Genomic DNA, 24,734 nt, shown 5'->3' with positions numbered 1-24,734 from the left:
GAGCGAAGAAGTACTAAAGTGCTCGCGCCAGATCACAGCCAGCCTAGCGCGCGGGCGGATTGAATGGCTTCGCTTCGTTTCTTCGCTCCGAGCTTCGCGTAGAGCCGAGACAGGTGGAATTTCACCGTGGGCTGCGCGATATTTAACGCCTGTGAGATGCGCTTGTTGGGGTAGCCGCCGGCGATCAACTGCAAAAGCTGCGCCTCTCGCTCCGTCAGGCCCCCGGCGCGTGCCTTTGCCTTGGGCGTCGAGATGGAGCCAGCGTAGATCGACAGGGTCCCGCGAATGTCCGGTGCGGTCTCGAGGTGCTGGCGGATGCGCGACTCGCGCAGCAGCGGGGCGAGGAAGACGCGCTGCTCGGACAGGACACCGAAACAGCCGAGCCGCGAGGCTGAGATCAAGGCCGACTGAAGGTGGCTGCGGGCCGCGCCGGTGTCGCGCCGCTTGTGGGCAAGGTGGGACCGCCAGATCCTTAGGGCGACGATTTCCCGCAGGGTCGCCTTTGGATTGCTTTCCAGTGCGGCGAGTTGCCGGTCGATGCCCGGCCCCGGCGCGGGGTCCTGTACAGTACAGCGCAGTCGGGCGGCGGCCAGCATGATGTCGTTGCGTTGCTTCAGCCGCAAAAGCCAGTCGGGTGTCATCGCCTCGGCGGGGGTCTCCTGCACGGCAGGCAGGCTTTGCAGTGTCGCCTCCGCCTCGCCGATACGGCCCTCGTTCTGGTAGGCGGTGGCGGTGCGGATCTGGACCGCCGGAAACAGGTCCATCCGCTCGGCCAGATGCAGCCACAGGCCGTCGAGGAAGCCCGGGCGGATGCTGGCGGGATAGTGGTCCATCACCGCCTGAGAGGCATATTGCACCGCGAAGTGAAACAGGCTCGGCCAGATCTCGGCGCGCGCGAAGGCGTCGAACTCCTGCTCGACGAAGGCGACGATCTTCTGGGGCTGCCCGTCCTCGTAGGCCAGTGCGGCCTCGGCGAGGTGCAGCATCCGGAATTCCTGTTCGACGGGATGCGTGACGGACTGCAGCTTTTCGCGGGCGATGCGTGCGGCGGGCCGGGCGAGCCGGACATCGCCGTTTGTCAGGTGCAGAACGGTGAGGTGCAGCTGGATGAAGAATTCGAGCAGCGGGTGGCCGCCGATCTTGCGGAAGTAAATCAGCGCGCGGGCCGCGGCGGCCTCGGCTTCGCGAAAGTTCCTGCGCCGGATCTCGAATTCCAGCAGTGCGTTGTAGAAGGCAGCCCACTTCTGATCGTCGCCCACCGGGTAATCGGCCATGAACTCGCCGAGCCGCTGCAGCATCGCATCCGAGGGCGTCATGTCCTCGCTGATCATCATGTTCAGGCGAAAGCGGCGGGCGGCGAAGGAAAAGCGCGTCCCGCGCGAGAGCACCTTGAGCGGATCGAGGTAGTCCGAGCCGAGGTGCTTCGCCACCAGCTGCCGGACGCGCTGGAATTCGCCCTGTTTCATCAGGGTGCGTGTGATCGCGAAGAGCACAGTCTCATTGGTCGCCACGACCTCGGGCGAGAAGCGCAGGATGATGCGGCTGAACTCGTCGAGGTTCGATTCGTAGATCAGCTCAAGCCCGCGGGAATGCGCGAGGATCTGCGCGGCATGGGCCTCGTGGCCATGGTCGAGCAGCAGCGCCATGGCGGCCAGCGGGCGGTGCGCGGCCTCGAGCGCGGTGGCGACCTCGGTCACCGCGCCGGAGTTGGAGAACGCCCTGAGCCGCGCCGCCACCGCCGTGCGCAGGGCGGCGATCAGGGCGGATTGCGATGCCGGGGCGCCAAGCAGGAACGGCGGCAGCGCGTCGCACCAGTCGTCGTCGGGGTCCGGGGTAGGGGCCTCGAGCCAGATCGACAGCCGCGTTGTCGGCGCCGGAGAGAGCTGGGCGAGAAAGGTCTCGCCGACATAGTCGGCGGCGAGTGCGGGGTCCGGGGCGGCGCTCAGCGGCAGAAACGCCGGCCAGCCGGCGAAATCGTCGAGCAGCCGGCGCGTCATCGCCGCGGGCAGCCGGGTGCCGATCTCTTCGGCGCTGAAGCTCAGCGCACGCGCATCGAGCGTCTGGGTGCCGCCGTGCAGCAAGCGCCGGGCAAGCCCGGTGATCTTCTGGCTGGGGCGGTGCGCGATCACCAGATGCCGGGTGGTTTCCGCCACCTGCGCAGGCAGCCGCGCGGTGCGCGCCGAGCCGGGCACATCCCAGAACAGCCAGCCGTCGTGGACGTCGCTCTCGCGCGGGGTGTGCAGCGCGCAGACCGGGCTGCCCCGCCGCTCCGCCGCGTCGCGCATCAGCGCGGTTTTGCCCGCGCCGGCCGGAGCGCGCAGGAAGACCGTGCCGGTCCGATCGCTCAGGATCCGGTCAATCAGCGGTTCGCGCAATATTCTATCGGGTCGGCCGCGCTCAGAGCACATTATGAAACCTATACCATTTTTGTCAAAACCCATACCAGCACGAAATTGTCGAGTCCCGGGCGCTGCAGAATAGTCCCCCGAAAGAGACCAACCGGGAGGTTTCCGGCTGATGCAGCAAAACCCGTTCTTAGCGATCCTGACACGTCTCGGCACCTTCGTGCTGGTGATGGTCGTGCTCTCGATCATGATTTTCGTGCTGGCCCGCGTGGTGCCGGGCGACCCCGCCCGCATGGCACTGGGCCCCACCGCCACACCGGAGCAGGTCAGCGCGCTGCGGACCGAGATGGGGCTCGATGACTCCCTGCCGGTGCAATACGTCTCGTACATGGCGCGCGCCCTGCAGGGCGATCTCGGCATGTCGCTGCTGTCGCAGCGCCCGGTGACGGCGGACCTTGGCCAGACGGTGCCGGCGACGGTGGAACTGGTGCTGGTGGCGGTGATCATCATGTTCGCCGTGGCCATCCCGCTCGGCGTCATGACGGCGCATTTCCGCGACCGCTGGGTCGATCACGTCGGACGGTTGTTCTCGCTCGTCGGGGTGACCATCCCGAGCTTTCTCTTTGCCATCTCGCTGCAGCTGCTTGCGGCGCGCTACTTCGGCGACTGGCCGATCATCGGGCGGATGGATCACGGCCTTGGCTTTGCCGGCGGCCCGACCGGGCTGATGCTGGTGGATTCGCTGCTCGCCGGGCGGATGGACGTCTTCGTCTCGGCGCTGCAGCACCTCGCGCTGCCGGCGGTTGCGCTGTCGATGGCCGGGATCGGGCAGATCACCCGCATCACCCGCTCGGCGATGCTCGAGAACCGCCGCAAGGATCACGTGCTCACGCTGCAGAGCTTCGGCGTGCCCGAGCGGGTGATCATCTTCCGCTACCTGCTGAAGCTGTCGTCGATCGCGCCGCTGACCATCATGGGGCTCGAGTTCGCCTCGCTGATCGGCAATGCCTTCGTCATCGAAATGGTCTTCTCCTGGGGCGGCTTCGCCTCCTACGGGCTCAACGCGATCCTGCAGAAGGACCTGAACGCGGTCACCGCCGTGGTGCTGGTGTCGGGCCTGTTCTTCATCGTCGCCAACCTGATCGTCGATGTGCTGATCGCCATCATCGATCCCCGCATGCGCCGAAAGGAGGCCCGCTGATGGCCGAGGTTAAGATGGCTCTGGACGGAGCGAACAAGGACCTGAGCGCAAGCTACATGATGTGGTACCGCTTCAACCGCAATCCCGCGGCGGTGATCGGCAGCCTGATCGTGCTCTCGGCGGTGATCTTCGCGATCCTCGCGCCCTACATCACCCCGAAGCCCGAGGATGTGGGCGCGGTGGTGAACTTCCGCGCCCGCCACCTGCCGCCGGATGCCACCCATTGGTTCGGCACCGACAAGGTCGGGCGCGACATCTTCTCGCGCGCCGTCTTTGGGCTGCGCATCTCGCTGCTGCTGGTGATCGGCGTGCTCGGGATCTCGGTGCCGATCGGCACGGTGCTCGGACTTGCTGCCGGCTACTTCGGCGGCTGGACCGAGCGGATCATCACCGGGCTCACCAACGTCATGCTGGCGATGCCACCGCTGGTGATGGCGCTGGCCGTGTCGAACCTGCTGGAGCCGACACTGATGAACGCGATGATCGCCATCACCCTGCTGTGGTGGACCTGGCACGCACGGCTGATCTACGCGGTGTCGAAATCGGTGGCCTCCGAGGACTTCATCGAGGCCGCCCGCATCGCCGGGGCCGGCCCGATGCACATCCTCTTCCGCGAGATCCTGCCCAACTGCGTGTCGGTGATCTCGGTCAAGACGACGCTGGATGCGGCCTTCGTGATTCTCTTCGGCGCGACGCTGAGCTTCCTCGGCTTCGGGGTGAAACCGCCGACCCCGGACCTTGGCTCGATGGTCGCCGACGGGCGGCAGTTCATGCCCGACTTCTGGTGGGAGGTGCTGTGCCCGGGGGCTGTCATTCTCTACGTCACGCTGGGCTTCAACCTGCTGGGCGACGGTCTGCGCGACATGTTCGATATGGAGGGCTGAGATGAGCGACGCACTTCTGAAAGTCGAGGGACTCGACGTCCTCTTCACCTCCTACGGCCAGACCCGGCAGGTTCTGCGCGACATCTCCTTCACGGTGGGTGCGGGTGAGCGCGTGGCGCTGATCGGCGAGACCGGCTCGGGCAAATCCGTGACTGCCAAGGCGATCCTCGGCACGTTGCCGCGCAATGCCACGGTCAGCGCCGGGCGCATCGAGGTCGAGGGCCGCAACGTGCTCGACCTGCCGCGCGGCGCGCGCGATGCGCTGAAGGGCTCGGCTTTCTCGCTGATCATGCAGGACCCGCTGTCGTCGTTCAATCCGGTGTTCAAGATCGGCACCCACCTCGACGACGTGCTGCGCTTCGCCGACCGCCGCGAGGGCGTGAAATCGAGCCGCGCCGACCGGCGCGCCCGCATCGCCGCGGTGCTGCGCCGCGTGCAGCTGGCCGACCCCGACCGGGTGATGAACGCCTATCCGTCGGAGCTGTCGGGCGGCATGCGCCAGCGCGTGCTCATCGGTCTGGCGCTGCTGCACCAGCCGAAGCTGCTGATCGCCGACGAGCCGGGCACGGCGCTCGACGTCACCACGCAGGACGAAATCCTCAACCTGATCAACACGCTGGTGGCCGAAGAGGGCATGGCGCTGCTGATGATCACCCACAACCTCGGGGTGGTGCGCAAGGTGGCGGACCGCGTCGTGGTGATGCGCCACGGCGATATCGTCGAAGCCGGCCCCTGCGAGAAGATCCTCGCGTCCCCCGAGCACGCGTACACCATCGGCCTGCTCGACGCGGTGCCGCCGCTTTACGGGCCGCGGGTGCAGACCCAGCAGATCAGCGCGCAGGCGCCCATCGTCAGCGCAACCGGGCTCGGCAAGCAGTTCGGCCGCAGCGGCAACCGCTTCACCGCGGTCAAGGACGTGACGATCACCCTGCGCGAGGGCGAGATCTTCGGTCTCGCGGGGGAGTCGGGATCGGGCAAGACCACCGTGGCGCGGATGATGATGGGGCTGTCGCGCCCCACCTCCGGCAGCGTCTCGGTGGATGGCACGCCCAACCCCGGCCGGCCGCTGGCGCAGATCGTCTATCAGAACCCCGGCACCTCGCTGAACCCCAAGCGGACGGTGAAGCAGAGCCTCGGCCTGCCGCTGAAATACGCCGGGCTGAGCGGCGCAGCGCGCGACGCGCGCATGGCCGAGCTGATGGAGCTGGTGCGCCTGCCGGTGTCCTATCTCGCGAAGTACCCGCACGAGCTGTCGGGCGGGCAGAAGCAGCGCGTCGCCATCGCCCGTGCGCTGGCCGCCGATCCCAAGGTGCTGATCCTCGACGAGCCGACTGCGGCGCTCGACGTGTCGGTGCAGAAGACGGTGATCGAGCTGCTGCTGCAGCTGCGCGAAGAGCTGGGGCTGACCTACTTCATGATCTCGCACGACCTGTCGCTGATGCGCAATTTCTGCTCGCGCCTCGCGATCATGCTGCGCGGCGAGATCGTCGAGGAAGGCGCCACGCCCGAGATCTTCGCCGACCCCAAACACCCCTATACCCGCGCGCTGATCGCGGCGATCCCGGTCGTCACCGACGAGGAGGAACGCCACAAGCCCGCGGTCAGCCCGGAAGAGCGTGCAGCCTTCCTTGTGCAAACCACTGATTGATGAAGGAGCCTTTGGTGTATCGCGTAGGAATTGACGTAGGCGGCACGAATACCGATGCCGTCGTGCTGAAGGGCAATGAGGTGCTCGCCGGGATCAAGGCTTCGACCACCGAGGATGTGACCTCGGGCGTGTTCGAGGCGCTGGAGCAGGTGATCGCCGCCTCGGGGATCGACCGCGCCCGCATCGGCGCGGTGATGATCGGCACCACGCATTTCACCAATGCGGTGATCGAGCGCCGCCACCTCGACCCGGTGGCCGCCATCCGCCTCGGCCTGCCTTCGGGCGCGGGCCTGCCGCCGATGGTCGACTGGCCCGAGGACATCCGCGAGATGGTCGGCAACCACGGCTATCAGGTGAAGGGCGGCTACGAATTCGACGGCCGTGTGCTGTCGCCGCTCGATGAGGACGAGATCCGCCGCATCGCCGGTGAAATCCGCGAGAAGGGCATCCGGGCGGCCTCGGTCACCGGCGTCTTCTCGGGCGTGAACGATGCGATGGAGCTGCGCACCCGCGACATCCTGCTCGAGGAATGCCCGGGTCTCAGCGTCGTGCTGTCGCGCGATATCGGCCGCCACGGGCTGCTGGCGCGGGAAAGCGCGGCGATCATGAATGCCTCGCTGCTGCGGCTGGCGGACAAGACGGTGCAGGCCTTCGGGCAGGCGCTGGAGCAGGCGGGCGTGAAGGCGCCGTTCTTCATCACCCAGAACGACGGCACGCTGATGGCCGCCGACACGGTGCGCGCCTTCCCGGTGCTGACCTTTGCCTCTGGCCCCACCAACTCGATGCGCGGCGCGGCCTTCCTGACCGGCCTCAAGGAGGCGATCGTGGTCGACGTGGGCGGCACCACCTCGGACGTCGGCGCATTGTCGCACGGCTTCCCGCGGCAGGCCTCCACTTCGGTGGACATCGGCGGGGTCCGCACGAACTTCCGCATGCCCGATGTGTTCTCCATCGGCCTCGGCGGCGGCTCGCTGGTGAAAGGCACGCCCGAGGGCGTGGTGATCGGCCCGCAGTCCGTCGGTTACCGTGTCCGTCAGGAGGCGCTGGTCTTCGGCGGCCAGACCCTGACCGCGACCGACATCGCCGTGGCCACCGGCAAGGCCGAGATCGGCGATGCCGCGCTGCTGGCGGCGCTCGATCCCGCGCTGGTCGCGGCGGCGGCAACCCGCATGACCGAGATGTTCGAAACCTGCGTCGAGCGTGCCCGCATCTCGGCCGAGCCGGTGCCGGTGATCGCGGTCGGCGGCGGCTCGGTGCTGATGCCCGACCAGATCGGCGATCTGCAGGTGATCCGCCCCGAGAACTTCGCCGTGGCCAACGCGGTGGGCGCGGCGATCGCGCAGATCTCGGGCGAGACCGACCGCATCTTCAGCCTCACCGATGGCGTCACCCGCGACAGCGCGCTGGCCGAGGCCGAGGCGGAAGCCCGTGCCCAGGCCATCGCCGCCGGGGCCGTCGCCGAAACCATCGAGGTGATCGAGCGCGAGGACATGCCCCTCGCCTACCTGCCCGGCAATGCCACCCGCATCTACGTCAAGGTCGTGGGTGAGATGGGTGCCCTCGCAGAAATGGAAGTCGAAAATGCCTGATACCCGTGAGCTGACCTACGATCCCGCCGACCTGTGGGAGCTGACACTCGACGATCTCGAGGCGCTGGAAGTCGGCGCGGGGATCCTCGGCACCGGCGGCGGCGGCAACCCCTACCAGGGCAAGCTGCTGACCCGCGAGGCGATGCGGGCGGGGCACAAGATGACCATCCTCGCCGCCGACAAGATCGCCGATGATGCGCTGTGCATGTCCATCGGCGGCATCGGCGCGCCGGTGGTGGGCACCGAGCGCATCCGCGAGGGCCTCGAAGGGCTGCGCTGCCTGCAGGGCATGGAAGAGCTGACCGGGCGCAAGATGGACGCCATCGTCTGCGAAGAGATCGGCGGCTCCAACTCGATGAACCCGCTGGTGACGGCGGCGCTCGGCGGTCTGCCGGTGCTCGACTGCGACGGCATGGGCCGGGCCTTCCCCGAGATGCAGATGACCACCTTCTCGATCTACGGGCACAGCTCGACGCCTTCGGTGATGTGCGACCTGCACGGCAACCGGGTGGTGTTCCAGCATGCGGTCTCCGAGGTGTTCCACGAACGCATGGCGCGGGCCTGCGTGGTGGCGCAGGGCGGGGCGGCGATGCTGGCCACCGCGCCGATGCCGGCGAGCTTCGTGCGCCAGAACGCCATCCCGCAGAGCTATACCAAGGCGATCCGCCTCGGGCGGGCGGTGCTGGACGCGCGCCGCAACGGCGACGATCCGGTGGCGACGGTCTGCGCGCTCGAAGGCGGGCGGCACGTGTTCACCGGCAAGATCACCGACCTGAAGCGCCACCTGCGCGGCGGCTTCGCCGTCGGCGATCTGGAGCTTGGCGGTTTCGACGGCTTCCAGGGCCAGACCGCCAGCATCGCGATCCAGAACGAGTTCCTGATCTTCCGCCGCGAGGGCGAGGTCGAGGTCACCGTGCCCGACCTGATCATCGTGCTGGACGTGGACACCGGCTATCCGATCACCACCGAGATGCTGCGCTACGGCCAGCGCATCGCCGTGCTCGCCGTGCCCTGCCACGACCTGCTGCGCTCTGCGCGCGCGCTCGAGGTCGTGGGCCCCGCCGCCTTCGGCTACCCCGAGATCCCCTTCGCGCCACTTGCCCCGCTGGGACAGGCAGCCTGAGACCAAGAAGAAAACCCAACAGGAGTACAACAATGTCCATTCTGGCAAAGAAACGCGGGCTGTCCGCCCTCGCGCTTGCAGCGGTGCTCGGCCTTGGTGCCGCACCCGCCGTCCTGGCGCAGGAAAAAGTGTCGACCGTGGTCAACACCATGCAGATCTTCAGCTCGCTCGATCCGGCGAAGGTCACCGATTACACCGGCTACATGGCGGTGGTGAACATGTACGACGGTCTGACCACCGTCGCCCCCTCGGGCGAGATCGTGCCGCATCTGGCGAAGTCCTGGGACATCTCCGAGGACGGTCTGACCTACACCTTCCACCTGCGTGACGACGTCACCTTCCAGGACGGCTCGGCGCTGAGCGCCTCGGACGCGGTCTGGTCGATCCAGCGCCTGCTGAAGATCAACAAGGGCCCGTCGAACCTGCTCGTCGATCTGATCGCGCCGGAGAACGTCACCGCGCCCGACGCCACCACGGTCGAGATCAAGCTGAACCGCCCGTTCTCGCCCTTCCTTGCGTCCACCCCGATCCTGCTGGTGCTGAACCAGAAGCTGGTCGAGGCGAATGCGACGGCGGATGACGCGCTCGGCGAAGCCTATGTCGGCGACAACTCGGTGGGCTCGGGCCCCTACGCGCTGGTCAGCTACAACCGCTCGGCGGACATGGTGATCGCGCGCAACCCCGACTACTTCCTCGGCTGGGACAAGGGCACGCCGGTCGATGAGGTGCGCTTCGTGCAGACCTCGGACGACGCCACGGTGCGCGCGCTGGCCGAAAAGGGCGAGCTGGGCCTCTCCTCGCACGGGCTGGGCAATGACACCTTTGAATCCATCGGCAACATGCCCGGCTACAAGCTGCTGCAGACCCGCACCGCCGGCGGCTTCCAGATCAAGCTGAACACCAAGGTCTATCCGACCGACGACGTGCATGTGCGCCGCGCCATCGCCTATGCGACCGACTACGAGACGATCCAGGAGATCATCTACCCCGGCGTTCCGATGCACGGCCCGCTCTCGGACACCTTCGAGACCGCGTTCAACACCGAGATCCCGACCGGTGTCTACGATCTGGAGAAGGCGAAGGAAGAGCTGGCGCTGTCCAAATACGCGGGCGAGGACATCACGCTGGTCAACAGTTACGTCGCCTCGCTGGCCTTCGAGCAGGAAGTGGCGCTGCTGATGCAGGCCAACCTGGCGCAGATCGGCATCACGCTCGACATCCGTCCCGAGCCCTGGAACCGCATCGTCGAACTGGCATCGAACCCCGAGACCACCCCGGCCTCGACGCAGGTGAACGTGAGCCCGAGCTACCCGTCGCCGGACGCGATGTTCTTCAACCAGTACCACTCCAAGGCGTCGGGCACCTGGTGGTCGATGGAATGGCTGCAGGATCCCGAGATCGACGCGCTGATCGACCAGTCGCGCGCGCAGACCGAGCCGGAAGAGATCAACGCGACCTACAAGGAGCTGCAGCAGTCGATCTATGACCTGCAGCCCGCGGTCTGGGCGGTGGCGCCGATGCGCCGCTACGCGGCCAATGCCTGCCTGCAGGGCTACGAGTTCCGCCCCATGCAGAGCTGGGATCTGAACTTCTGGCACTTCACCTGGGAATGCCCTTCGAACTGATCGGTCGCGATCCCGTTGAAACAGTCCGGTCCCGCAGCGTGCGGGGCCGGCACAAGCAAGGCCGAAGGTGGACAGATGCTCCAGGAATTTCCCGAAGAAAATATTGAATCCCTCGCCACCGGCGCGTGGATTCTGGGTACGGGCGGCGGCGGCAACCCCTATCTTTCAACGCTGAACCTCCGCCGCCTCTACGCCGAGGGCGCGCGGGTCCAGGTCCTGCAGCCCAGCGAGCTGGCGGATGACGACATGGTCGCGGTGGTCTCCGGCATGGGGGCACCGCTGGTCGGCCAGGAGCGGCTGAAGGACCCGCGGCACATGGCGCGCGCCGTCGAGCTGATGGAAGACTACCTCGGCCGCCCGTTCCGTGCGATCATGGCGCTGGAGATCGGCGGTGCCAACGCGCTGTCGCCCTTCCTCGCCGCGGCGCTGCTTGGCCGTCCGGTGGTCAACGCCGACTGCATGGGCCGCGCCTATCCCGAGGCGCAGATGACCTCCTTCGCGATCGGCGGGCTGTCGATGTTCCCGCTGTCGCTGGTCGACGTGCGCGACAACGAGGTGATCGTCACCCGCGCCGAAAGCTGGAAATGGATGGAGAAGGTCTCGCGCGCGGTCTGTACCGCCGTGGGCTCGACCGCGGCGACATGCAAGGCGCCCCGTACTGGCCGCGAGGTCAAGGATTGGGGCATCCACGACACGATCACCCAGGCGACCGAACTGGGCCGCGTGGTGCTCGAGGCCCGCGCCCGTCACGACGATCCGGTGGCTGCCGTGCTCGACCACGCCAAGGGCAAGCAGATCTTCCGCGGCAAGATCGTCGACGTCGACCGCACCACCACCGGCGGCTTCCTGCGCGGCAAGACCGTGATCGAGGGCATCGACGCGGATCGCGGGGCAACGCTGGAACTGGCGTTCCAGAACGAATGGGCGGTGGCCTTCCGCAATGGCGAGCCGGTGGCGATGACGCCGGACCTGCTGTGCCTGCTCGACAGCGTGTCGGGCAGCGCCATCGGCACCGAGTCCGTGCGCTACGGCCAGCGCGTCAGCGTGGTCGCCCTGCCGGCGCCCGAGATCCTCACGACGCCCGCGGGCGTGGCGGCGGTGGGCCCGCGCGCCTTCGGCTACGACATTGACTTCAAATCGGTATTCAAATGAAGCGTATTGGCATTGACGTTGGCGGCACCAATACGGATGCCGTGCTGATCGACGGCGACACGATCGCCGCCTCGATCAAGGTTCCCACCACGCAGGACGTGATGTCGGGCGTGAAGTCGGCGCTCGCGCATGTCGCGGCGCATATCGGCGACACGCCGCGTCCGCTCGACGCGGTGATGATCGGCACCACCCATTTCACCAATGCCGTGGTCGAACGCGCCCGGCTCGAACGCGTGGCGGCGATCCGCATCGCATTGCCGACCGGCGCGTCGCTGCCGCCGATGTGCGACTGGCCAGAGGACCTCTATCGCGCCGTCGATCCGATGATCTTCATGGTGCATGGCGGGCACGAATACGACGGCAGCCCGCTGGTGCCGATGCGCGAGGACGAGATCCGCGAGGCCGCGATGAAGATCCGGGACGCCGGGGTGACCTCGGTGGCGATCTCGGCGACCTTCTCGCCGCTGACCACGGAATGCGAGGACCGCGCGGCGGAGATCGTGCGCTCGATCATCCCCGAGGCGCGGATCACCCTGTCGAACAGCCTCGGCCGGATCGGTCTGCTGGAACGCGAGAACGTCGCGCTGCTGAACGCCTCGCTGCAATCGCTCGGCAGGACCACGGTGCAGGCCTTCAAGACGGCGCTCGCCGAGATCGGCCTCGATGCGCCGTTCTTCCTGACCCAGAACGACGGCACCGTGGCGCTGGCCGACGTGGCGGCGGCGAACCCGGTGTTCAGCTTTGCCTCGGGTCCGACCAACTCGATGCGCGGGGCGGCTTTCCTGACCGGGCTGAATGACGCGATGGTGGTCGATGTCGGCGGCACGACCTCGGACATCGGCTGCCTGATCGGGGGCTTCCCGCGCGAGGCCAACAACATCGTGCATATCGGCGGCGTGCGGACCCTGTTCCGGATGCCCGACCTGCTGCCCATCGCGCTCGGCGGTGGCACGGTGGTCGATCCCGAGACCGGCGCCATCGGCCCGCGCTCTGTGGGCTACCGCATCCTGCAGGAAGCCCGGGTCTTCGGCGGCCAGACGCTGACCACCTCTGACATCGCGGTCGCCGCGGGCATGATCGAGATGGGCGATCCGTCGCTGGTCCGTGATCTCGACCCGACCTTCGTGCAGGACACGCTTGCCCGGATGCGCGCCATGGTGGCCGAGAACTTCGACCAGATGAAGACCTCTGCCGAGGACGTGCCGCTGATCGCGGTCGGCGGCGGCGCCTTCCTGATCCCCGAGGAGGTGCCCGGTGCCTCCGAGGTGCGGCGTGTCGAGAATGCCGGCGTGGCCAATGCGCTCGGCGCGGCGATGGCGCAGGTCTCGGGCGAGGTCGACCAAGTGTTCTCGGACATGAGCCGCGAGCAGGCGCTGGCGGCGGCGGAGACCGAGGCGCGGGCCGCGGCGGTCGCCGCGGGTGCCGATGCAGAGAGCCTGCAGGTTCTCGAAATCGAGGACATTCCCATCGCCTACCTGCCCGGCGGCGCGCGCCGCGTGCGGGTGCGGGTGATCGGTGATATCTCCTTTGGCTGACGCCTAGGCTGAAGATTGAGCCGCCCCGGCGATGATGCCCGGGCGGCTCTGCATGAAGACAGGAAGACGACTATGACGACGATTGCACTGGCCATTCACGGGGGCTGCGGCGTGCTGCCCCTCGACAGCATGAGCGCGGAAGACTGGGCCGAGGCTCGGCAGGACCTGGCGCGCGCGCTCGCCGCGGGCTGGGCGGAACTGACGGAAGGCGGCTCTGCGGTCGCCGCAGTGGAGGCGGCCGTCGTCGTCATGGAAGACAGTCCGCATTTCAACGCCGGGCACGGTGCCGCGCTGAACGAGGAGGGCATCCACGAGCTTGATGCCTCGGTCATGGACGGTGCCACGCTTGAGGCGGGCGCAGTCAGCGCGGCGCGCGGCATCCGCAACCCGGTGCGCGCCGCCCGCGCGCTGATGGACGATGGCCGCGCGGTGTTCCTGACCGGCGGCGCGGCGGATGACTTTGCCGCCGCGGCGGGCCTCGAGGTCATGCCGCAGGAGTATTTCACCACGCAGAAGCGCATTGAGGCCCTCGCGGCGATGAAGGCGCATGCGGCTGCCGGCTCCGAGGCGACCGAGAACGAGAAGCACGGCACCGTGGGCGCGGTGGCGCTCGATGGGGCCGGGCACCTCGCGGCGGCCACCTCGACCGGGGGCTACACCAACAAGCCCGCCGGCCGCGTCGGCGACAGCCCGGTGATCGGTGCCGGCACCTATGCGCGCGACGGGGTCTGCGCCGTGTCGGGTACCGGCAAGGGCGAGTTCTTCATCCGGCACGTGGTCGGGCACGAGATCGCAGCGCGGATTGACTACCTCAAGGAAGACGTCCGCACGGCGGCCGAGCATGTGGTGCACGTGGACCTCTCGGGCTCGTCGCAGACCACCGGGATCATCGGTGCGGGGCTGGTGGCGCTGGACGCCTCGGGTCAGGTCAGCGCGCCCTTCAACACCGCTGGCATGTTCCGCGGATGGGTCACGCCCGAAGGCCGGGCCTTCGTCGCGACCCACGAGGAAATCCACGAGGTGCAGCTGTGAGCGAGATGGTCCCCGTCTTCGACGGCCACAACGATGTGCTCTCGAAGCTGCTGCGCGCCCGTGACGGAGCCGAAGCCCGCTTCCTCACCGGCGCGCCGGGCATGCAGATCGACCTGCCCCGGGCGCAGGCCTCGAAGTTCGCTGGCGGGCTCTGCGCGGTCTGGGTGAGCACCGGCGATCAGACGCTGGACGAGAACGGCGACCTGCCGCGCGTGCCGCAGGCCACTGCCCTTCAGCAGACGATTGCGCAAGCCGCGCTGCTTCATCGCATCGTGCGCCAGTCGGACGGGGCGGTCACGCTCTGCCGCAGCGCCGCCGATATCCGTGCGGCCATGGCTGAGGGCAGCTTTGCCGCCGTGTTCCACATCGAGGGCATCGAGGCCGCGACCGAAGACCTCGACCTGCTGCACGTGCTGCATGCCGCTGGCCTGCGCACGATGGGCCCGGTGTGGAGTCGGCCGAACATCTTTGCCCATGGCGTGCCTTTCGTCATGGGGCGTGAGCCCGACATCGGTGGCGGGCTGACCGCGGCCGGGCAGGATCTGGTCCGGCTCTGCAACGAGCTGGGGATCCTCGTCGATCTGTCGCACCTCAACGACGCCGGCTTCTGGGACGTCGCGCGCATCTCGGACGCGCCGCTTGTGGCCTCGCATTCGAACGCCTTCGCGATCTGTCCGCACAGCCGCAATGCCACGGACAAGCAACTCGATGCGATCCGCGAGACCGGCGGCCTGATCGGGCTGAACTTCGGCGTGCGCTTCCTTCACCCCGAGGGGATCCGCGATCCCGAGATGGGCTTTGACGTCATGGTCCGCCACATCGACTACCTCGTCGAGCGCGTCGGTATCGACCACGTCGCGCTCGGATCGGATTTCGACGGCACCTTCATGTCGCGGCAGATGGGGGATGTGGCTGGCGTGCAGCGTCTGCTGGAAGCCCTGCGCGCGGCCGGCTACGGCGAAGAGGACCTGGCAAAGATCGCCCACCGCAACTGGATCGCGACGCTGGAACGCACCTGGGGGCAGTGATCCCCAGTCGTGGTGATCGCGCCCCGAAGCCTATCGGGAGCCCGCTGCCGGAGAGGTGGCGGATATGCCGCGAGCACTGGTCGTCGCGGCGGATCTGCTGCAAGACATGCGCGCGGGATCAGGATCGGCAGGCGGGGGTTCCCCGATGCCGCCGTGCACCCGAAAAATGAACGTGAACAGCCGAAAGACCCTGCGATGAAAGCCGTCTTGTTCGAGAAATTCCAGGAACCCCCGAAGCTGGTCACCGTGGACGACCCTTCGCCGGAAGCGCATGGCGTCGTGCTCAGGGTCAGGGCCACCGGGGTCTGCCGCAGCGACTGGCATGGCTGGATGGGCCACGACAGCGACATCGAGCTGCCGCATGTCCCAGGGCACGAACTGGCGGGTGTGGTCGAGGCCGTGGGCAAGGACGTCGTCAACTGGAAGGTGGGCGACAAGGTGACCGTGCCGTTCATCTGCGGCTGCGGCAGTTGCTCGGAATGCCACGCAGGGCAGCAGCAGGTGTGCCTGCATCAGGAACAGCCGGGCTTCACCCATTGGGGGTCCTTCGCCGAATATGTCGGGATTCACCAGGCGGACCTGAACCTCGTGGCGCTTCCCGAGAGCATGGATTTCGCCACTGCGGCGAGCCTCGGCTGCCGCTTCGCCACCTCCTTCCGCGCGGTGATCGACCAGGGCAAGGTCAGCGCCGGGCAATGGGTGGCCGTGCATGGTTGCGGCGGTGTCGGCCTATCGGCGGTGATGATCGCAGCCGCGGCAGGCGCAAACGTCATCGGTGTCGATCTCGATCCGGCCAAGCTGGCGCTGGCCAGGGATCTTGGGGCGGTGGCTGTCATCAACGGTGGCGAGGCGGATGTGCCCGAGGCAATCCGCGAGACCACGCGCGGCGGCGCGCATGTCTCGCTTGATGCGCTCGGTCATCCTGTGACCATGACCAATTCGATCCTCTGCCTGCGCCCGCGTGGCAAGCATGTGCAGGTGGGTCTGATGCTCGGCGAGCACGCAGCGCCGACTGTCCCGATGCCCAAGATCGTCGGTCAGGAGATCGAGCTGCTCGGCTCCCACGGGATGCAGGCGCATCGCTATGGCGCGATGCTGGACATGGTCGCCAGCGGCAAGTTGGACCCGGCGCGGTTGGTGGGTGATCAGATCAGCCTTGCCGATGCGCCCGAGGCACTGATGGGCATGGACAAGTTCCGATCCGCCGGGGCAACAGTCATAACGCGGTTCTGAGATAGAGCGACTGCACTGGGAAAGAACTCTACGCGCATTGCAGTTTGCAAGCCTCGTCGACGTCCCTTCCACAGGACAGGCTTGGCAACAGATTGACGCTTAGGCGAATCCGGGGCAGTATAGGTAGGTCGCCCGAGCATCCGTCCGCGGCTCGACAAGCCGGCCCCTGAGCCCGTGAGAAGCGCGACCTTGAGGAGAACGGTGGACGCTTGCGGAAGAAGCTTTGGGCCGACACGCTGGTTACCCGTCGGAGCCGGGTGTGTCCTTGCCGTTGGCCCTGCGCTCCGGATCTCGCTTCTGCAGCCGATAGCCCTTCCGGCGATTTCGCCAACCCGTGCCCCCCTCTCTGTGATGAATGTCTGGAGTCAACGCGATCGGCCGGGCTGCCCCGAAACTCACCTCGATGGCGACCCTGGATCACACCGTCAGTGGCGTCGAAATTACACAAGATCCTCGGACACTAACGGGATTACCCGAATGGATGAGGGTGCTGCCGACAGTCCTATCGGGACGCCTAACCTGTGGGGATGTGATGGCGGGGCTGTCTACCACATCGCCGGAAGGCATCGCAAAGCGCCTATTGTCGCTTGCGTGGCTACTTAGGCAGCGTTGCTCAGGAAGCTGATGACGGTCACCAGGACTGCGGCTCCGATGATTAGCTCGAATGCCTGGGCACGGATCCAGCGGCGGGATTTTTGCTGTGCGGCGCGTTCGATTTCGAGCTGGCTCATGGTGTCGTCCTCCGGGTCTTCCTGGATTTGCGAGCAGGTCACTTGCTGTCCCGCTCTGAAAACATGGATACCGCGCGGCATCGCGGGGGAGCAGCCCCGCACCGGGCTAGATCAGGGCGAAAAGGGAGGCACTCGATAGCGCGGACGGAGAGGGGTCAGCCCGCGGGTATCTCGAACCTATCCTTTGGGATTGGTTTTCGGAGAGGTCGCGGAAGCGCAGGCAATGGACGGCGAGATTGCGGCGTGACACTGGTCGCACGCAAAACGCGTAAACCATGGGGCCTTCAAGGTGCATGGCGGATACAGTTGCTAATGGGTCGCGATGGCAGACACGAAAACGGGGGCCACAGTGCGGCCCCCACTTGGGTCAGGTCTGGAACTCTACGGCTGGTCAGGCGTCGGGCGTTTGTGCCTGGTCCTTGACGAAGGTCCGGTCGGTCTCGCCGCGGAAGAAGTCGCGACCGTAGACCAACAGGCAGAGCACCACGCCGACGGCGAAGGCCCAGGCGGCGCCACGGGTCGCCAGGACGGCGGCCACGATGCCCGCGATGCCCAGGTCACGCTGCGAGCGGGCTTCCATCACCCCGATGCGGACCGAGACATAGCCCTGGATCAGCAGCGTAAGCGCCAGGGCGATTCCCAGGATCGGTTGCACCAGCGTGACGATCGGCATCAGCAGCAGACCGGTGTTGGTGCCCCAGCGGAACGAGCCCGCGCCACCGAAGATCGAGTCCATGGTCTTCTTGCCCTGGGTAAAGCGCTCGACGATGACCACGTGCATGGCCGACCACAGCGGGCCGCACATGGCGACGTCGGGCCCGACGATGGACATGATCGAGTTCCGCGCGCCGAAGATCATGTGGGCCCGGTCAGGCGAGTAGTCGATCTTCTCGTCGGTACGCTCGGCGTCGGCTTCTTCCAGGATGGCCTTGGATTGCAGCACGTCACCGAAGAGGACGATGTAGGCCGCCAGCACCGTGGGGATGGCGGTGAGGAACATCGACAGCGGCGGCAGACCCAGGCCGAAGACGGTGTATTCCGCAAAGAGCGTGGAGAAGTCGGGCTTCGAGATGCCCCACTCAAGATCCGGCCAGGGCGCTTCGCCGAAGATCGGCGCGACGACGATGGCCAGGGCCACGATGGGGAAGATCCCCAGCTTGCCGATCATGCCGAACAGCGCGACCTCGCGCTTCAGCTTGGCGAAGTGGCGCGAGAAGATGACGTAGAAAGCGATGCCCACGGCGATGGTGATGGTGAAGGGGAAGCTGTCGAACCGGCCGCCGACCTTGAAGACCGAGATCACGGCCGCGATGCCCGCACCGATGATGACACCGGACTTGATCGCCTGTGGAATGGCCGCAACTACCTTGTGTGCCAGCCCCGAGGCGCCGATGAAGATCGAGAAGACCCCAAGCAGCAACTGGAACGAGATCAACGCATGCACCCGCTCCGGCCCTTCCGGGAAGGAGGCGCAATAGGCCATGAGCAGCGGAATGGCGGGGGTGATCCAGCCGGGCACCACCGGGTCGCCCAGCAGGTGGTGCATCAGGTACAGTACGCCGTTCATCATGACGACGGCCAGGGCGACCTCGAAGGGCATGCCCAGCAGCTCGACCATCAGCGGAATGGCGGCCAGGTCGACGGCGCACATCAGCAGGCCCTGGAAATAGTCCGGCCATTCGAAACGGTAGTGCAGGAAGGGCAGGCGAATCTTGAACGGACCCGCGCCCCAATAGGGCGTTTCCTGCCCGTCGATACGTTCTTGTCTCACTTATCTCTCCTCGCTTGACGCAGTCTGCCCCTCCCTCCTAGGGCATGAGTTTGGCAGGCGCTCCACCTGCGATGCATGGGAGCGCCTATGTGCTGAGGGTCAGAATGCCTCGCGGTACAACGCGAGCGCATCCTCCTCCGTCACCTCGACGGGGTTGTTGATCAGAAGGCGGGTCTGCAGCATGGCGTCGCGCGCCAGCATCGGCAGATCCTCTTCGGGAACCTTCACGTCACGCAGCTTCAGGGGCGCGCCGGAGCGGTCCATCAGGTCCTGCATGAAGTTCACGAAATTGGCCGAGCGCGCCTGGGTGCCCTCGTCCGAGGGGCCGATTACCACGTCGGCCAGGTCTGCGTACAGCGCGGCCGCGGCGGTCATGTTGTAGCGCAGGACCGGGCCCAGCATCAGGGCGTTGGTCAGGCCGTGGGGCAGGTGGTAGTGGCCGCCCAGCGGATAGGCTAGGGCATGCACGGCGCCGACGGGGCTGTTGGCGAAGGCCTGGCCCGCCAGCGTCGCGCCCAGTAGCATCGCTTCGCGGGCGGCGCGGTTCTGGCCGTCTTCGCAAGCGGTGATCAGGTTCGCCGTCATCAGCCGCAGGGCTTCCTTGGCGAAGACATCCGACATCATGTTCTTCTTGTGCTGGCCGGTGAAGGCCTCGATCGCATGGACCATGGCGTCGATGCCGGTGGCGGCGGTCTGCGCCGGCGGCAGGCCCACGGTCAGCTCTGCATCCAGCAGCACGCGGTCGGCATAAAGCTGATGCGACACGATCCCCATCTTGGTGGTCTCGCCGGTGGTCAGGATGGTGATGTTGGTCACCTCCGAGCCGGTGCCGGCGGTGGTGGGGACCTGCACCAGCGGCGCGCGTTTGCCCTGCACGTTGCCGATGCCGTACATCTTGGACAGCGGCTGGTCCGAGCTGAGCATCACGGCCACCAGCTTGGCGATATCCATGGAGGACCCGCCGCCCAGCCCTAACACCACATCGGCGCCTGCGGCCTTACCCTGTTCGACACAGGACATCAGCACCGCTTCGGGCGGATCCGCGACCACGTCGTCGAAGACGGTGACGCTGAAGCCCGCCTCGGCCAGCGAGGCCTTGGCCGGGTCGAGAAGCCGGTTCTCGTGCAGGAACTTATCGGTCACGATCAGCAGGTTCCGCTCGACGAACCAGTCGCCCATCAGCGCGCCCAGGCGTTTCGCGCCACCCCATTCCACCAGCAGCGAACCGGGCGTGTCGAAGGAGAAGGGTTTGATACCATCGGTCATTGAACTTGTCCTTGGAGTGATGATTTCACGGTCCTCCGCCCGCATCAGGAGGGCAGGGGGACGGGCGACGCTTACAGCGCGCTGCAGAGGTACTTCAGCTCTAGGTAGTCCTCGATTCCGTACTTGGACCCTTCGCGGCCAAGGCCCGACTGCTTGACGCCGCCGAAGGGCGCCACCTCGTTCGAGATCAGGCCGGTGTTATGGCCGACCATGCCGTATTCCAGCCCCTCCGAGACGCGCACGGTACGGGCGAAATCACGGGTGTAGAAATAGGCGGCCAGGCCGAAGATCGTGTCGTTGGCCATGGCGATGGCCTCGTCTTCGGTGTCGAAGGCGAAAAGCGGGGCCAGCGGGCCGAAGGTCTCTTCGGTGGCGACCTTCATCTCGGCCGTGACGCCGGTCAGGATCGCCGGTTCGAAGAACAGCCCGCCCAGGCGCTTGCCGCCCTGGATCAGCGTGGCGCCCTTGGCCACGGCGTCGTTGATGTGGTCCTCGACCTTGTCCAGCGCCTTGGGCTCGATCATCGGGCCGATCTCTGTACCCTCGGCGGTGCCGTCCCCGACCTTCAGCGCCGCGACCTTCTCGGCCAGCTTGGCGGCGAAGGCATCGTAGACGCCGCGCTGCACCAGGATGCGGTTGGCGCAGACGCAGGTCTGGCCCGCGTTGCGGTACTTCGAGGCCATGGCGCCTTCGACTGCCGCATCCAGGTCGGCGTCGTCGAAGACGATAAAGGGCGCGTTGCCGCCCAGCTCAAGGCTGACCTTCTTGATGGTGTCGGCGCATTGCGCCATCAGCAGTCGGCCCACTTCGGTCGAGCCGGTGAAGGACAGTTTGCGCACGGTGTCGCTGTCGGTGATCACCTTGCCGATGGTGGAGGCCTTGCCGGTCACCACCTGGAAGACGCCGTCGGGGATGCCCGCGCGCTGCGCCAGCTCGCCCAGGGCGAGGGCGGTCAGCGGGGTCAGGTCGGCAGGGCGCACAATCATTGAGCAACCAGCCGCCAGGGCCGGCGCGGCCTTGCGGGTGATCATCGCGGCGGGGAAGTTCCAGGGGGTGATCGCGGCGGTCACACCGATCGGCTGGCGCAGGACGGTGATGCGCTGGTTGGCCTTGGGCGCGGGGATCGTGTCGCCGTAGACGCGCTTGGCCTCTTCGGCGAACCACTCGATAAAGCTGGCGGCATAGGCGATCTCGCCCTTTGCCTCCGCCAGGGGCTTGCCCTGTTCCAGCGTCATGATCAGGCCCAGGTCGTCGGTGTTCGCGATCATCAGCTCGAACCAGCGGCGCAGCACGGCGGCGCGGTCCTTGGCGGCCCAGCCGGCCCAGGCCTTCTGCGCGCGGGCCGAGGCTTCGATCACCGCCGGAATTTCTGAAGGGTCCATGTAGGGCACGCTGCTGACCATGGATCCATCGGCGGGGTTGGTGACCTCCGCCATCTCGCCGGAGGCCGCCTGGACCCACTGGCCATCGACCAGGCAGGCTGCCTTCAGCAGGGTGGGATCATTGAGCTTGGGCATCGGGAACTCCTCCTCCACGACGTATTCGAACTTGACTGCTCAATTGCCATTGTTTCATATATGGAACGCTGGTTGCAGTATGGAACGGATGCAACCGTATACATTCAAACGAAGCCCAGGCAACCTTCTTTGGCGCTAACGGCGGAGAAAATTGAAATGACAGAGAATGCGAAGCGTCGCGCGCCGGCAGTAGAGAGGGCGGTTCAGCTGCTGGATTGCTTTGCGGCCAAGGCCGGGCCGGTGGGCGTGTCCGAGTTGGCGCGAGAAGTCGGCGCCCCGAAAAGCTCGGTCTACGGCATCTGCGAATCGCTCGTGGCGACCGGGGTGCTGCATTACGATTCGCGCGGGTACAGTCTGGGCTCCCACTGCCTGAGGTGGAGCGGCGCCTACCTGCAGCGGTCGTCCCTGGTGTCGGAATTTCAGCGGGCCTTGGCGGTGGACCGGCGGCTGGCGGACTACACCGTGACCCTGTCGTCGCTAGAGGCGGACCAGGTGGTCTACCTGGCCTGCCGCAACTCCGACAAGCCGCTGGGCTTCACCTTCCAGATCGGAATGCGCCTGCCTGCGGTCTATTCCGCGACGGGCAAGGCGATGCTGTCCTACGTCTCGCCCGAGGAGCGCGCGGAGGTCCTGTCGGGCGCCTGGCCGCAGGGCTTCACAACGAACAGCGTCCCCGACCGCGACCATTTCGAAGCCGACATCGAGACCTGGCGTGCCAAGGGCTACGCGATCGACAATGGCGAAATCCGGGAGGGCATGGTCTGCCTCGGTGCCCCGATCCTGGGGCCAGGTGGCCTTCCGGTGGCGGGCATCGCCATCTCGATGACCAGCGCCGAGGCCCGCCAGGGCTCGCAGGACGACCTGGGCCGGACGGTGCGCGAAATCGCCAACGCACTGGCGCTGCATTACACGGGCTGAGAGGGCAGATCAGGTCCCGGCGTCCTGCCCCTGTCTGGCATCCTTGCTGTCCATCCGCAGGGGCGCACTCCAATTTTTGCCGAACTGGGCTCCTTCGCGTCTATGAGCCGCCGCGGCAACCCGTACGATAACGCAAAGGCCGAGAGCTTAATGAAGACACTGAAGGTGGAGGACGCTTACCTTACGGAGTATGAGTCGTTCGACGACGTCGCCACCGGCCTGCCCCGGTTTATCAAGGCTTAAAACAACCGCCGCCTGCATTTAGCCTTGGGCGATCTTAGCCCTGTACAGTTCTAAGATCGCCATGCCCGCGCCACGGTCAAAACCGCCGCCTAAGAATGTCCATCGGCAGGGGCGCACTCCAGTCGCTCAGCGGACAGCGAATGCGACCGGACTGACAGGCCATGAGGTGACGCTGTTGCTGATCCTCGAGGGACTGACCCAGGCGTGGCCCCTGCATGATCAGGCCGCCGTCACGGCAGCCAAGGCGCTGGTGTCAACCGTGCCAGCAGAAAGTCCATGAACACTCGCACCTTCGGTGTCAGGACGTTGGACCGGGGATAGATCAGCCACAGCACCGACGCATCGGCAAGCCGCCAGTCGGGCAACAGATGTTCCAACCGCCCCGCGCGGATATCGTGGGAAACGCTCCAGAGCGAGTTGATCGAGATCCCGCCGCCGGCCAACGTGGCAATGCGCTGTGCCGTTCCGTCATCGAGGATCGTGCGGCAGATCATGCGGGCCGGATCGAGCGTAAAGCGACGGGTCCCGGCAAGCAGGTCACGGGGGGCGGTGCTGCCCCAGTACAGCAGGTCGTGGCCGTCCAGATCTTCCGGCGTCATTGGCGTGCCATGCCGCCCAAGATACTCCGGCGCGGCGCAAAGAACGCGGGTGTCGTCGCCAAGTTTGCGACCCCGCAAGCTACTGTCCTGCAAGGGTGCGCTGCGCAGGGCCAGATCAAAGCTGCCTTCGATCAGGTCCATGCGGGTGTCGGACAGCCGCAGATCCAGTGTGATGTCCGGATATCCCGCGTGAAATGCGGGCAGAAGCGGCATGATGTGCAGCTGTGCAAAGCTGCTCGGCGCGGCAAAGCGCAGCGTCCCCGTGGGGCGTTTCGCATTTAGGCCAAGGGCGGCGCGAGCGGCCTCTGATTGCGCGAGGATTTCGCGCGCGTAGGGCAGAAATGCGGCCCCTTCCTGCGACAGCGACACTTTGCGCGTAGTGCGGTGCAGCAGCTCTGCGGCGCGCTGAATGTTCTTCCTGTGCCAGGAGCTCTGCGGGGGTACGTGCCGCGGCTTATCCTGCATCCCACGCTAGGGGCGGCAATGAATGTGGAAGACGGTGCAGAAGAAAAGTTCTGCCGCTGGCTCGAGGAAATTGGGGCGCGATGGCGCGGCACGAAGTCCGTCTGCGCCGCCCACAATGGGGTCGCACGTTTTGCTGAGGGCGATTTCGAGAAGGTCATGCACGGCCTCGCAGCACGAACCCGGAAAAAGCTAGCTGGCTAGCCTTGCTTCAGACCCGCGCTGCAGACCGTGCTAGATGCCCATGACCCGCAATTCCGTGGCGAAGTCCGGGATGACGAAGGTGCCGTCCGCGTTCGCCTCGACCTTGCGCCCGTTGCCGAGCACGTAGCGTTGGTGAGTTCCATCAGATTGCCTGAACACAGTGACGGCGCGGCCGATCGAGTCCTCGCACTCCATGATCTGAATGTTGGTCCATTCGGCTGACATGTCTTCCTCCAGCGCAGGGTGCCTCCGCTCGATGTCTTGTCTGCTGCAGTGTTCTGCTTTCTTCCACCGTCGGCGATAGCGCCGGTCTCGGCAAGGGGAGATTTCAACCTCAAGCAGATTGCGCTAGCTTCTGCCTGAGACTTGTTGTGTAGATAGATGCCCGAACTCAGACACGGCAAGTCACATGTTCGCTATTTGTTCTTTATCGCGTAAGGATAATTATGTTAATCGTGCAGGAGGTTGCCGCGGCCAGCTTGGCCCTGCATAATCCGAAATGACGGAAAAGGTGGAGCGCCAAAGGGTCATGCGCCGCGTCGGTCTGGCGAAAGACGCCGCACGGACAGACGTGGCTCATGTTCTGGCAGAGGTTGCTTTGACAGAAATACGATGGGGCAGCGCTGGA

At 66.3% G+C, this 24,734-nt stretch carries 20 protein-coding genes and 1 pseudogene; 14 read left to right on the top strand and 7 right to left on the bottom strand.

Features of this window, described 5'->3' with window-relative positions:
* Nucleotides 1-32 precede the first annotated feature (32 nt).
* Nucleotides 33-2,375 (bottom strand): helix-turn-helix transcriptional regulator, encoded by a 2,343-nt coding sequence (locus ACXAJT_RS14675; protein WP_475236383.1) that lies wholly within the window; start codon nucleotides 2,373-2,375, stop codon nucleotides 33-35.
* A gap of 142 nt (nucleotides 2,376-2,517) precedes the next feature.
* Here ACXAJT_RS14675 and ACXAJT_RS14670 point away from each other — a divergent pair, with 142 nt between their 5' ends.
* The 11 genes from ACXAJT_RS14670 (at nucleotide 2,518) to ACXAJT_RS14620 (ending at nucleotide 16,395) form a co-directional block, all read left to right on the top strand.
* Nucleotides 2,518-3,546 carry an ABC transporter permease gene (locus ACXAJT_RS14670; protein ID WP_475236381.1) on the top strand — a complete coding sequence of 343 codons (1,029 nt, stop codon included), beginning with the start codon at nucleotides 2,518-2,520 and terminating at the stop codon, nucleotides 3,544-3,546.
* A complete protein-coding gene (locus ACXAJT_RS14665; RefSeq protein WP_475236380.1) occupies nucleotides 3,546-4,430 on the top strand; it encodes an ABC transporter permease in 885 nt (294 codons plus the stop codon). The genes ACXAJT_RS14670 and ACXAJT_RS14665 overlap by 1 nt, the downstream gene beginning before the upstream one ends.
* 1 nt (nucleotide 4,431) lies before the next feature.
* Entirely contained in the window at nucleotides 4,432-6,078 is a 1,647-nt protein-coding gene (locus tag ACXAJT_RS14660) for an ATP-binding cassette domain-containing protein (RefSeq protein ID WP_475236378.1), read from the top strand.
* 14 nt (nucleotides 6,079-6,092) lie between these two features.
* Entirely contained in the window at nucleotides 6,093-7,667 is a 1,575-nt protein-coding gene (locus tag ACXAJT_RS14655; RefSeq protein WP_475236377.1) for a hydantoinase/oxoprolinase N-terminal domain-containing protein, read from the top strand.
* Nucleotides 7,660-8,790 carry a DUF917 domain-containing protein gene (locus tag ACXAJT_RS14650; protein WP_475236376.1) on the top strand — a complete coding sequence of 377 codons (1,131 nt, stop codon included), beginning with the start codon at nucleotides 7,660-7,662 and terminating at the stop codon, nucleotides 8,788-8,790. The genes ACXAJT_RS14655 and ACXAJT_RS14650 overlap by 8 nt, the downstream gene beginning before the upstream one ends.
* Before the next feature lie 32 nt (nucleotides 8,791-8,822).
* Complete coding sequence (locus ACXAJT_RS14645; protein WP_475236375.1) at nucleotides 8,823-10,415, top strand: ABC transporter substrate-binding protein; 1,593 nt, start codon at nucleotides 8,823-8,825, stop codon at nucleotides 10,413-10,415.
* A 75-nt stretch (nucleotides 10,416-10,490) separates the two neighbouring features.
* Nucleotides 10,491-11,567 carry a DUF917 domain-containing protein gene (locus tag ACXAJT_RS14640; protein WP_475236374.1) on the top strand — a complete coding sequence of 359 codons (1,077 nt, stop codon included), beginning with the start codon at nucleotides 10,491-10,493 and terminating at the stop codon, nucleotides 11,565-11,567.
* On the top strand, nucleotides 11,564-13,102 hold the full coding sequence (locus tag ACXAJT_RS14635) for a hydantoinase/oxoprolinase N-terminal domain-containing protein (protein ID WP_475236373.1): 1,539 nt from the start codon (nucleotides 11,564-11,566) through the stop codon (nucleotides 13,100-13,102). Before ACXAJT_RS14640 ends, ACXAJT_RS14635 begins: the two co-directional genes overlap by 4 nt.
* Nucleotides 13,103-13,174: 72 nt before the next feature.
* Nucleotides 13,175-14,134, top strand: a complete 960-nt coding sequence (locus ACXAJT_RS14630; RefSeq protein ID WP_475236372.1) for an isoaspartyl peptidase/L-asparaginase family protein — start codon at nucleotides 13,175-13,177, stop codon at nucleotides 14,132-14,134.
* Nucleotides 14,135-14,139: 5 nt separating this feature from the next.
* Complete coding sequence (locus ACXAJT_RS14625; protein ID WP_475236505.1) at nucleotides 14,140-15,162, top strand: dipeptidase; 1,023 nt, start codon at nucleotides 14,140-14,142, stop codon at nucleotides 15,160-15,162.
* 195 nt (nucleotides 15,163-15,357) lie between these two features.
* The gene (locus tag ACXAJT_RS14620) at nucleotides 15,358-16,395 is read left to right on the top strand and encodes a zinc-dependent alcohol dehydrogenase family protein (protein WP_475236371.1); all 1,038 of its coding nucleotides are present in this window, start codon (nucleotides 15,358-15,360) and stop codon (nucleotides 16,393-16,395) included.
* 599 nt (nucleotides 16,396-16,994) lie between these two features.
* Here ACXAJT_RS14620 and ACXAJT_RS14615 read toward each other — a convergent pair.
* The 4 genes from ACXAJT_RS14615 to ACXAJT_RS14600 all read right to left on the bottom strand — a co-directional run bounded on the left by ACXAJT_RS14615 (nucleotide 16,995) and on the right by ACXAJT_RS14600 (nucleotide 21,680).
* Nucleotides 16,995-17,126, bottom strand: coding sequence for a hypothetical protein (locus ACXAJT_RS14615; protein WP_475165354.1), 132 nt, complete (start codon nucleotides 17,124-17,126; stop codon nucleotides 16,995-16,997).
* Nucleotides 17,127-17,517: 391 nt separating this feature from the next.
* On the bottom strand, nucleotides 17,518-18,897 hold the full coding sequence (locus ACXAJT_RS14610) for a hypothetical protein (protein ID WP_475236370.1): 1,380 nt from the start codon (nucleotides 18,895-18,897) through the stop codon (nucleotides 17,518-17,520).
* A 99-nt stretch (nucleotides 18,898-18,996) separates the two neighbouring features.
* On the bottom strand, nucleotides 18,997-20,163 hold the full coding sequence (locus tag ACXAJT_RS14605) for an iron-containing alcohol dehydrogenase (RefSeq protein ID WP_475236369.1): 1,167 nt from the start codon (nucleotides 20,161-20,163) through the stop codon (nucleotides 18,997-18,999).
* 71 nt (nucleotides 20,164-20,234) lie between these two features.
* Entirely contained in the window at nucleotides 20,235-21,680 is a 1,446-nt protein-coding gene (locus tag ACXAJT_RS14600; protein ID WP_475165379.1) for an NAD-dependent succinate-semialdehyde dehydrogenase, read from the bottom strand.
* A 156-nt stretch (nucleotides 21,681-21,836) separates the two neighbouring features.
* Here ACXAJT_RS14600 and ACXAJT_RS14595 point away from each other — a divergent pair, with 156 nt between their 5' ends.
* The gene (locus ACXAJT_RS14595) at nucleotides 21,837-22,598 is read left to right on the top strand and encodes an IclR family transcriptional regulator (RefSeq protein ID WP_475236368.1); all 762 of its coding nucleotides are present in this window, start codon (nucleotides 21,837-21,839) and stop codon (nucleotides 22,596-22,598) included.
* Nucleotides 22,599-22,697: 99 nt separating this feature from the next.
* Nucleotides 22,698-22,838, top strand: a pseudogene (locus ACXAJT_RS14590) (integrase core domain-containing protein); the annotation flags it as partial.
* A gap of 233 nt (nucleotides 22,839-23,071) precedes the next feature.
* On the opposite strand, the gene ACXAJT_RS14585 reads toward ACXAJT_RS14590, so the two are convergent.
* Nucleotides 23,072-23,905: a LysR family transcriptional regulator gene (locus ACXAJT_RS14585; protein ID WP_475236367.1), complete on the bottom strand. Its 834-nt coding sequence runs from the start codon at nucleotides 23,903-23,905 to the stop codon at nucleotides 23,072-23,074.
* An 18-nt stretch (nucleotides 23,906-23,923) separates the two neighbouring features.
* Here ACXAJT_RS14585 and ACXAJT_RS14580 point away from each other — a divergent pair, with 18 nt between their 5' ends.
* On the top strand, nucleotides 23,924-24,106 hold the full coding sequence (locus ACXAJT_RS14580) for a hypothetical protein (protein ID WP_475236366.1): 183 nt from the start codon (nucleotides 23,924-23,926) through the stop codon (nucleotides 24,104-24,106).
* A gap of 30 nt (nucleotides 24,107-24,136) precedes the next feature.
* Here ACXAJT_RS14580 and ACXAJT_RS14575 read toward each other — a convergent pair whose 3' ends face one another.
* On the bottom strand, nucleotides 24,137-24,331 hold the full coding sequence (locus tag ACXAJT_RS14575) for an MHC class I heavy chain (RefSeq protein WP_475236365.1): 195 nt from the start codon (nucleotides 24,329-24,331) through the stop codon (nucleotides 24,137-24,139).
* Nucleotides 24,332-24,734: the final 403 nt, after the last annotated feature.

The organism is Salipiger sp. ABF4_146 (assembly GCF_056161345.1).
Note: the sequence above shows the minus strand (reverse complement) of the source record. Positions and strands in the feature narration are given on the sequence as shown.

Coding starts and splice junctions, on each gene's coding strand:
- ACXAJT_RS14630 (WP_475236372.1), top strand. CDS start 13,175: ATGACGACGATTGCACTGGCCATTCACGGGGGCTGCGGCGTGCTGCCC.
- ACXAJT_RS14660 (WP_475236378.1), top strand. CDS start 4,432: ATGAGCGACGCACTTCTGAAAGTCGAGGGACTCGACGTCCTCTTCACC.
- ACXAJT_RS14605 (WP_475236369.1), bottom strand. CDS start 20,163: ATGACCGATGGTATCAAACCCTTCTCCTTCGACACGCCCGGTTCGCTG.
- ACXAJT_RS14645 (WP_475236375.1), top strand. CDS start 8,823: ATGTCCATTCTGGCAAAGAAACGCGGGCTGTCCGCCCTCGCGCTTGCA.
- ACXAJT_RS14620 (WP_475236371.1), top strand. CDS start 15,358: ATGAAAGCCGTCTTGTTCGAGAAATTCCAGGAACCCCCGAAGCTGGTC.
- ACXAJT_RS14595 (WP_475236368.1), top strand. CDS start 21,837: ATGACAGAGAATGCGAAGCGTCGCGCGCCGGCAGTAGAGAGGGCGGTT.
- ACXAJT_RS14665 (WP_475236380.1), top strand. CDS start 3,546: ATGGCCGAGGTTAAGATGGCTCTGGACGGAGCGAACAAGGACCTGAGC.
- ACXAJT_RS14580 (WP_475236366.1), top strand. CDS start 23,924: ATGAATGTGGAAGACGGTGCAGAAGAAAAGTTCTGCCGCTGGCTCGAG.
- ACXAJT_RS14650 (WP_475236376.1), top strand. CDS start 7,660: ATGCCTGATACCCGTGAGCTGACCTACGATCCCGCCGACCTGTGGGAG.
- ACXAJT_RS14575 (WP_475236365.1), bottom strand. CDS start 24,331: ATGTCAGCCGAATGGACCAACATTCAGATCATGGAGTGCGAGGACTCG.
- ACXAJT_RS14640 (WP_475236374.1), top strand. CDS start 10,491: ATGCTCCAGGAATTTCCCGAAGAAAATATTGAATCCCTCGCCACCGGC.
- ACXAJT_RS14625 (WP_475236505.1), top strand. CDS start 14,140: ATGGTCCCCGTCTTCGACGGCCACAACGATGTGCTCTCGAAGCTGCTG.
- ACXAJT_RS14585 (WP_475236367.1), bottom strand. CDS start 23,905: ATGCAGGATAAGCCGCGGCACGTACCCCCGCAGAGCTCCTGGCACAGG.
- ACXAJT_RS14635 (WP_475236373.1), top strand. CDS start 11,564: ATGAAGCGTATTGGCATTGACGTTGGCGGCACCAATACGGATGCCGTG.
- ACXAJT_RS14600 (WP_475165379.1), bottom strand. CDS start 21,680: ATGCCCAAGCTCAATGATCCCACCCTGCTGAAGGCAGCCTGCCTGGTC.
- ACXAJT_RS14615 (WP_475165354.1), bottom strand. CDS start 17,126: ATGAGCCAGCTCGAAATCGAACGCGCCGCACAGCAAAAATCCCGCCGC.
- ACXAJT_RS14670 (WP_475236381.1), top strand. CDS start 2,518: ATGCAGCAAAACCCGTTCTTAGCGATCCTGACACGTCTCGGCACCTTC.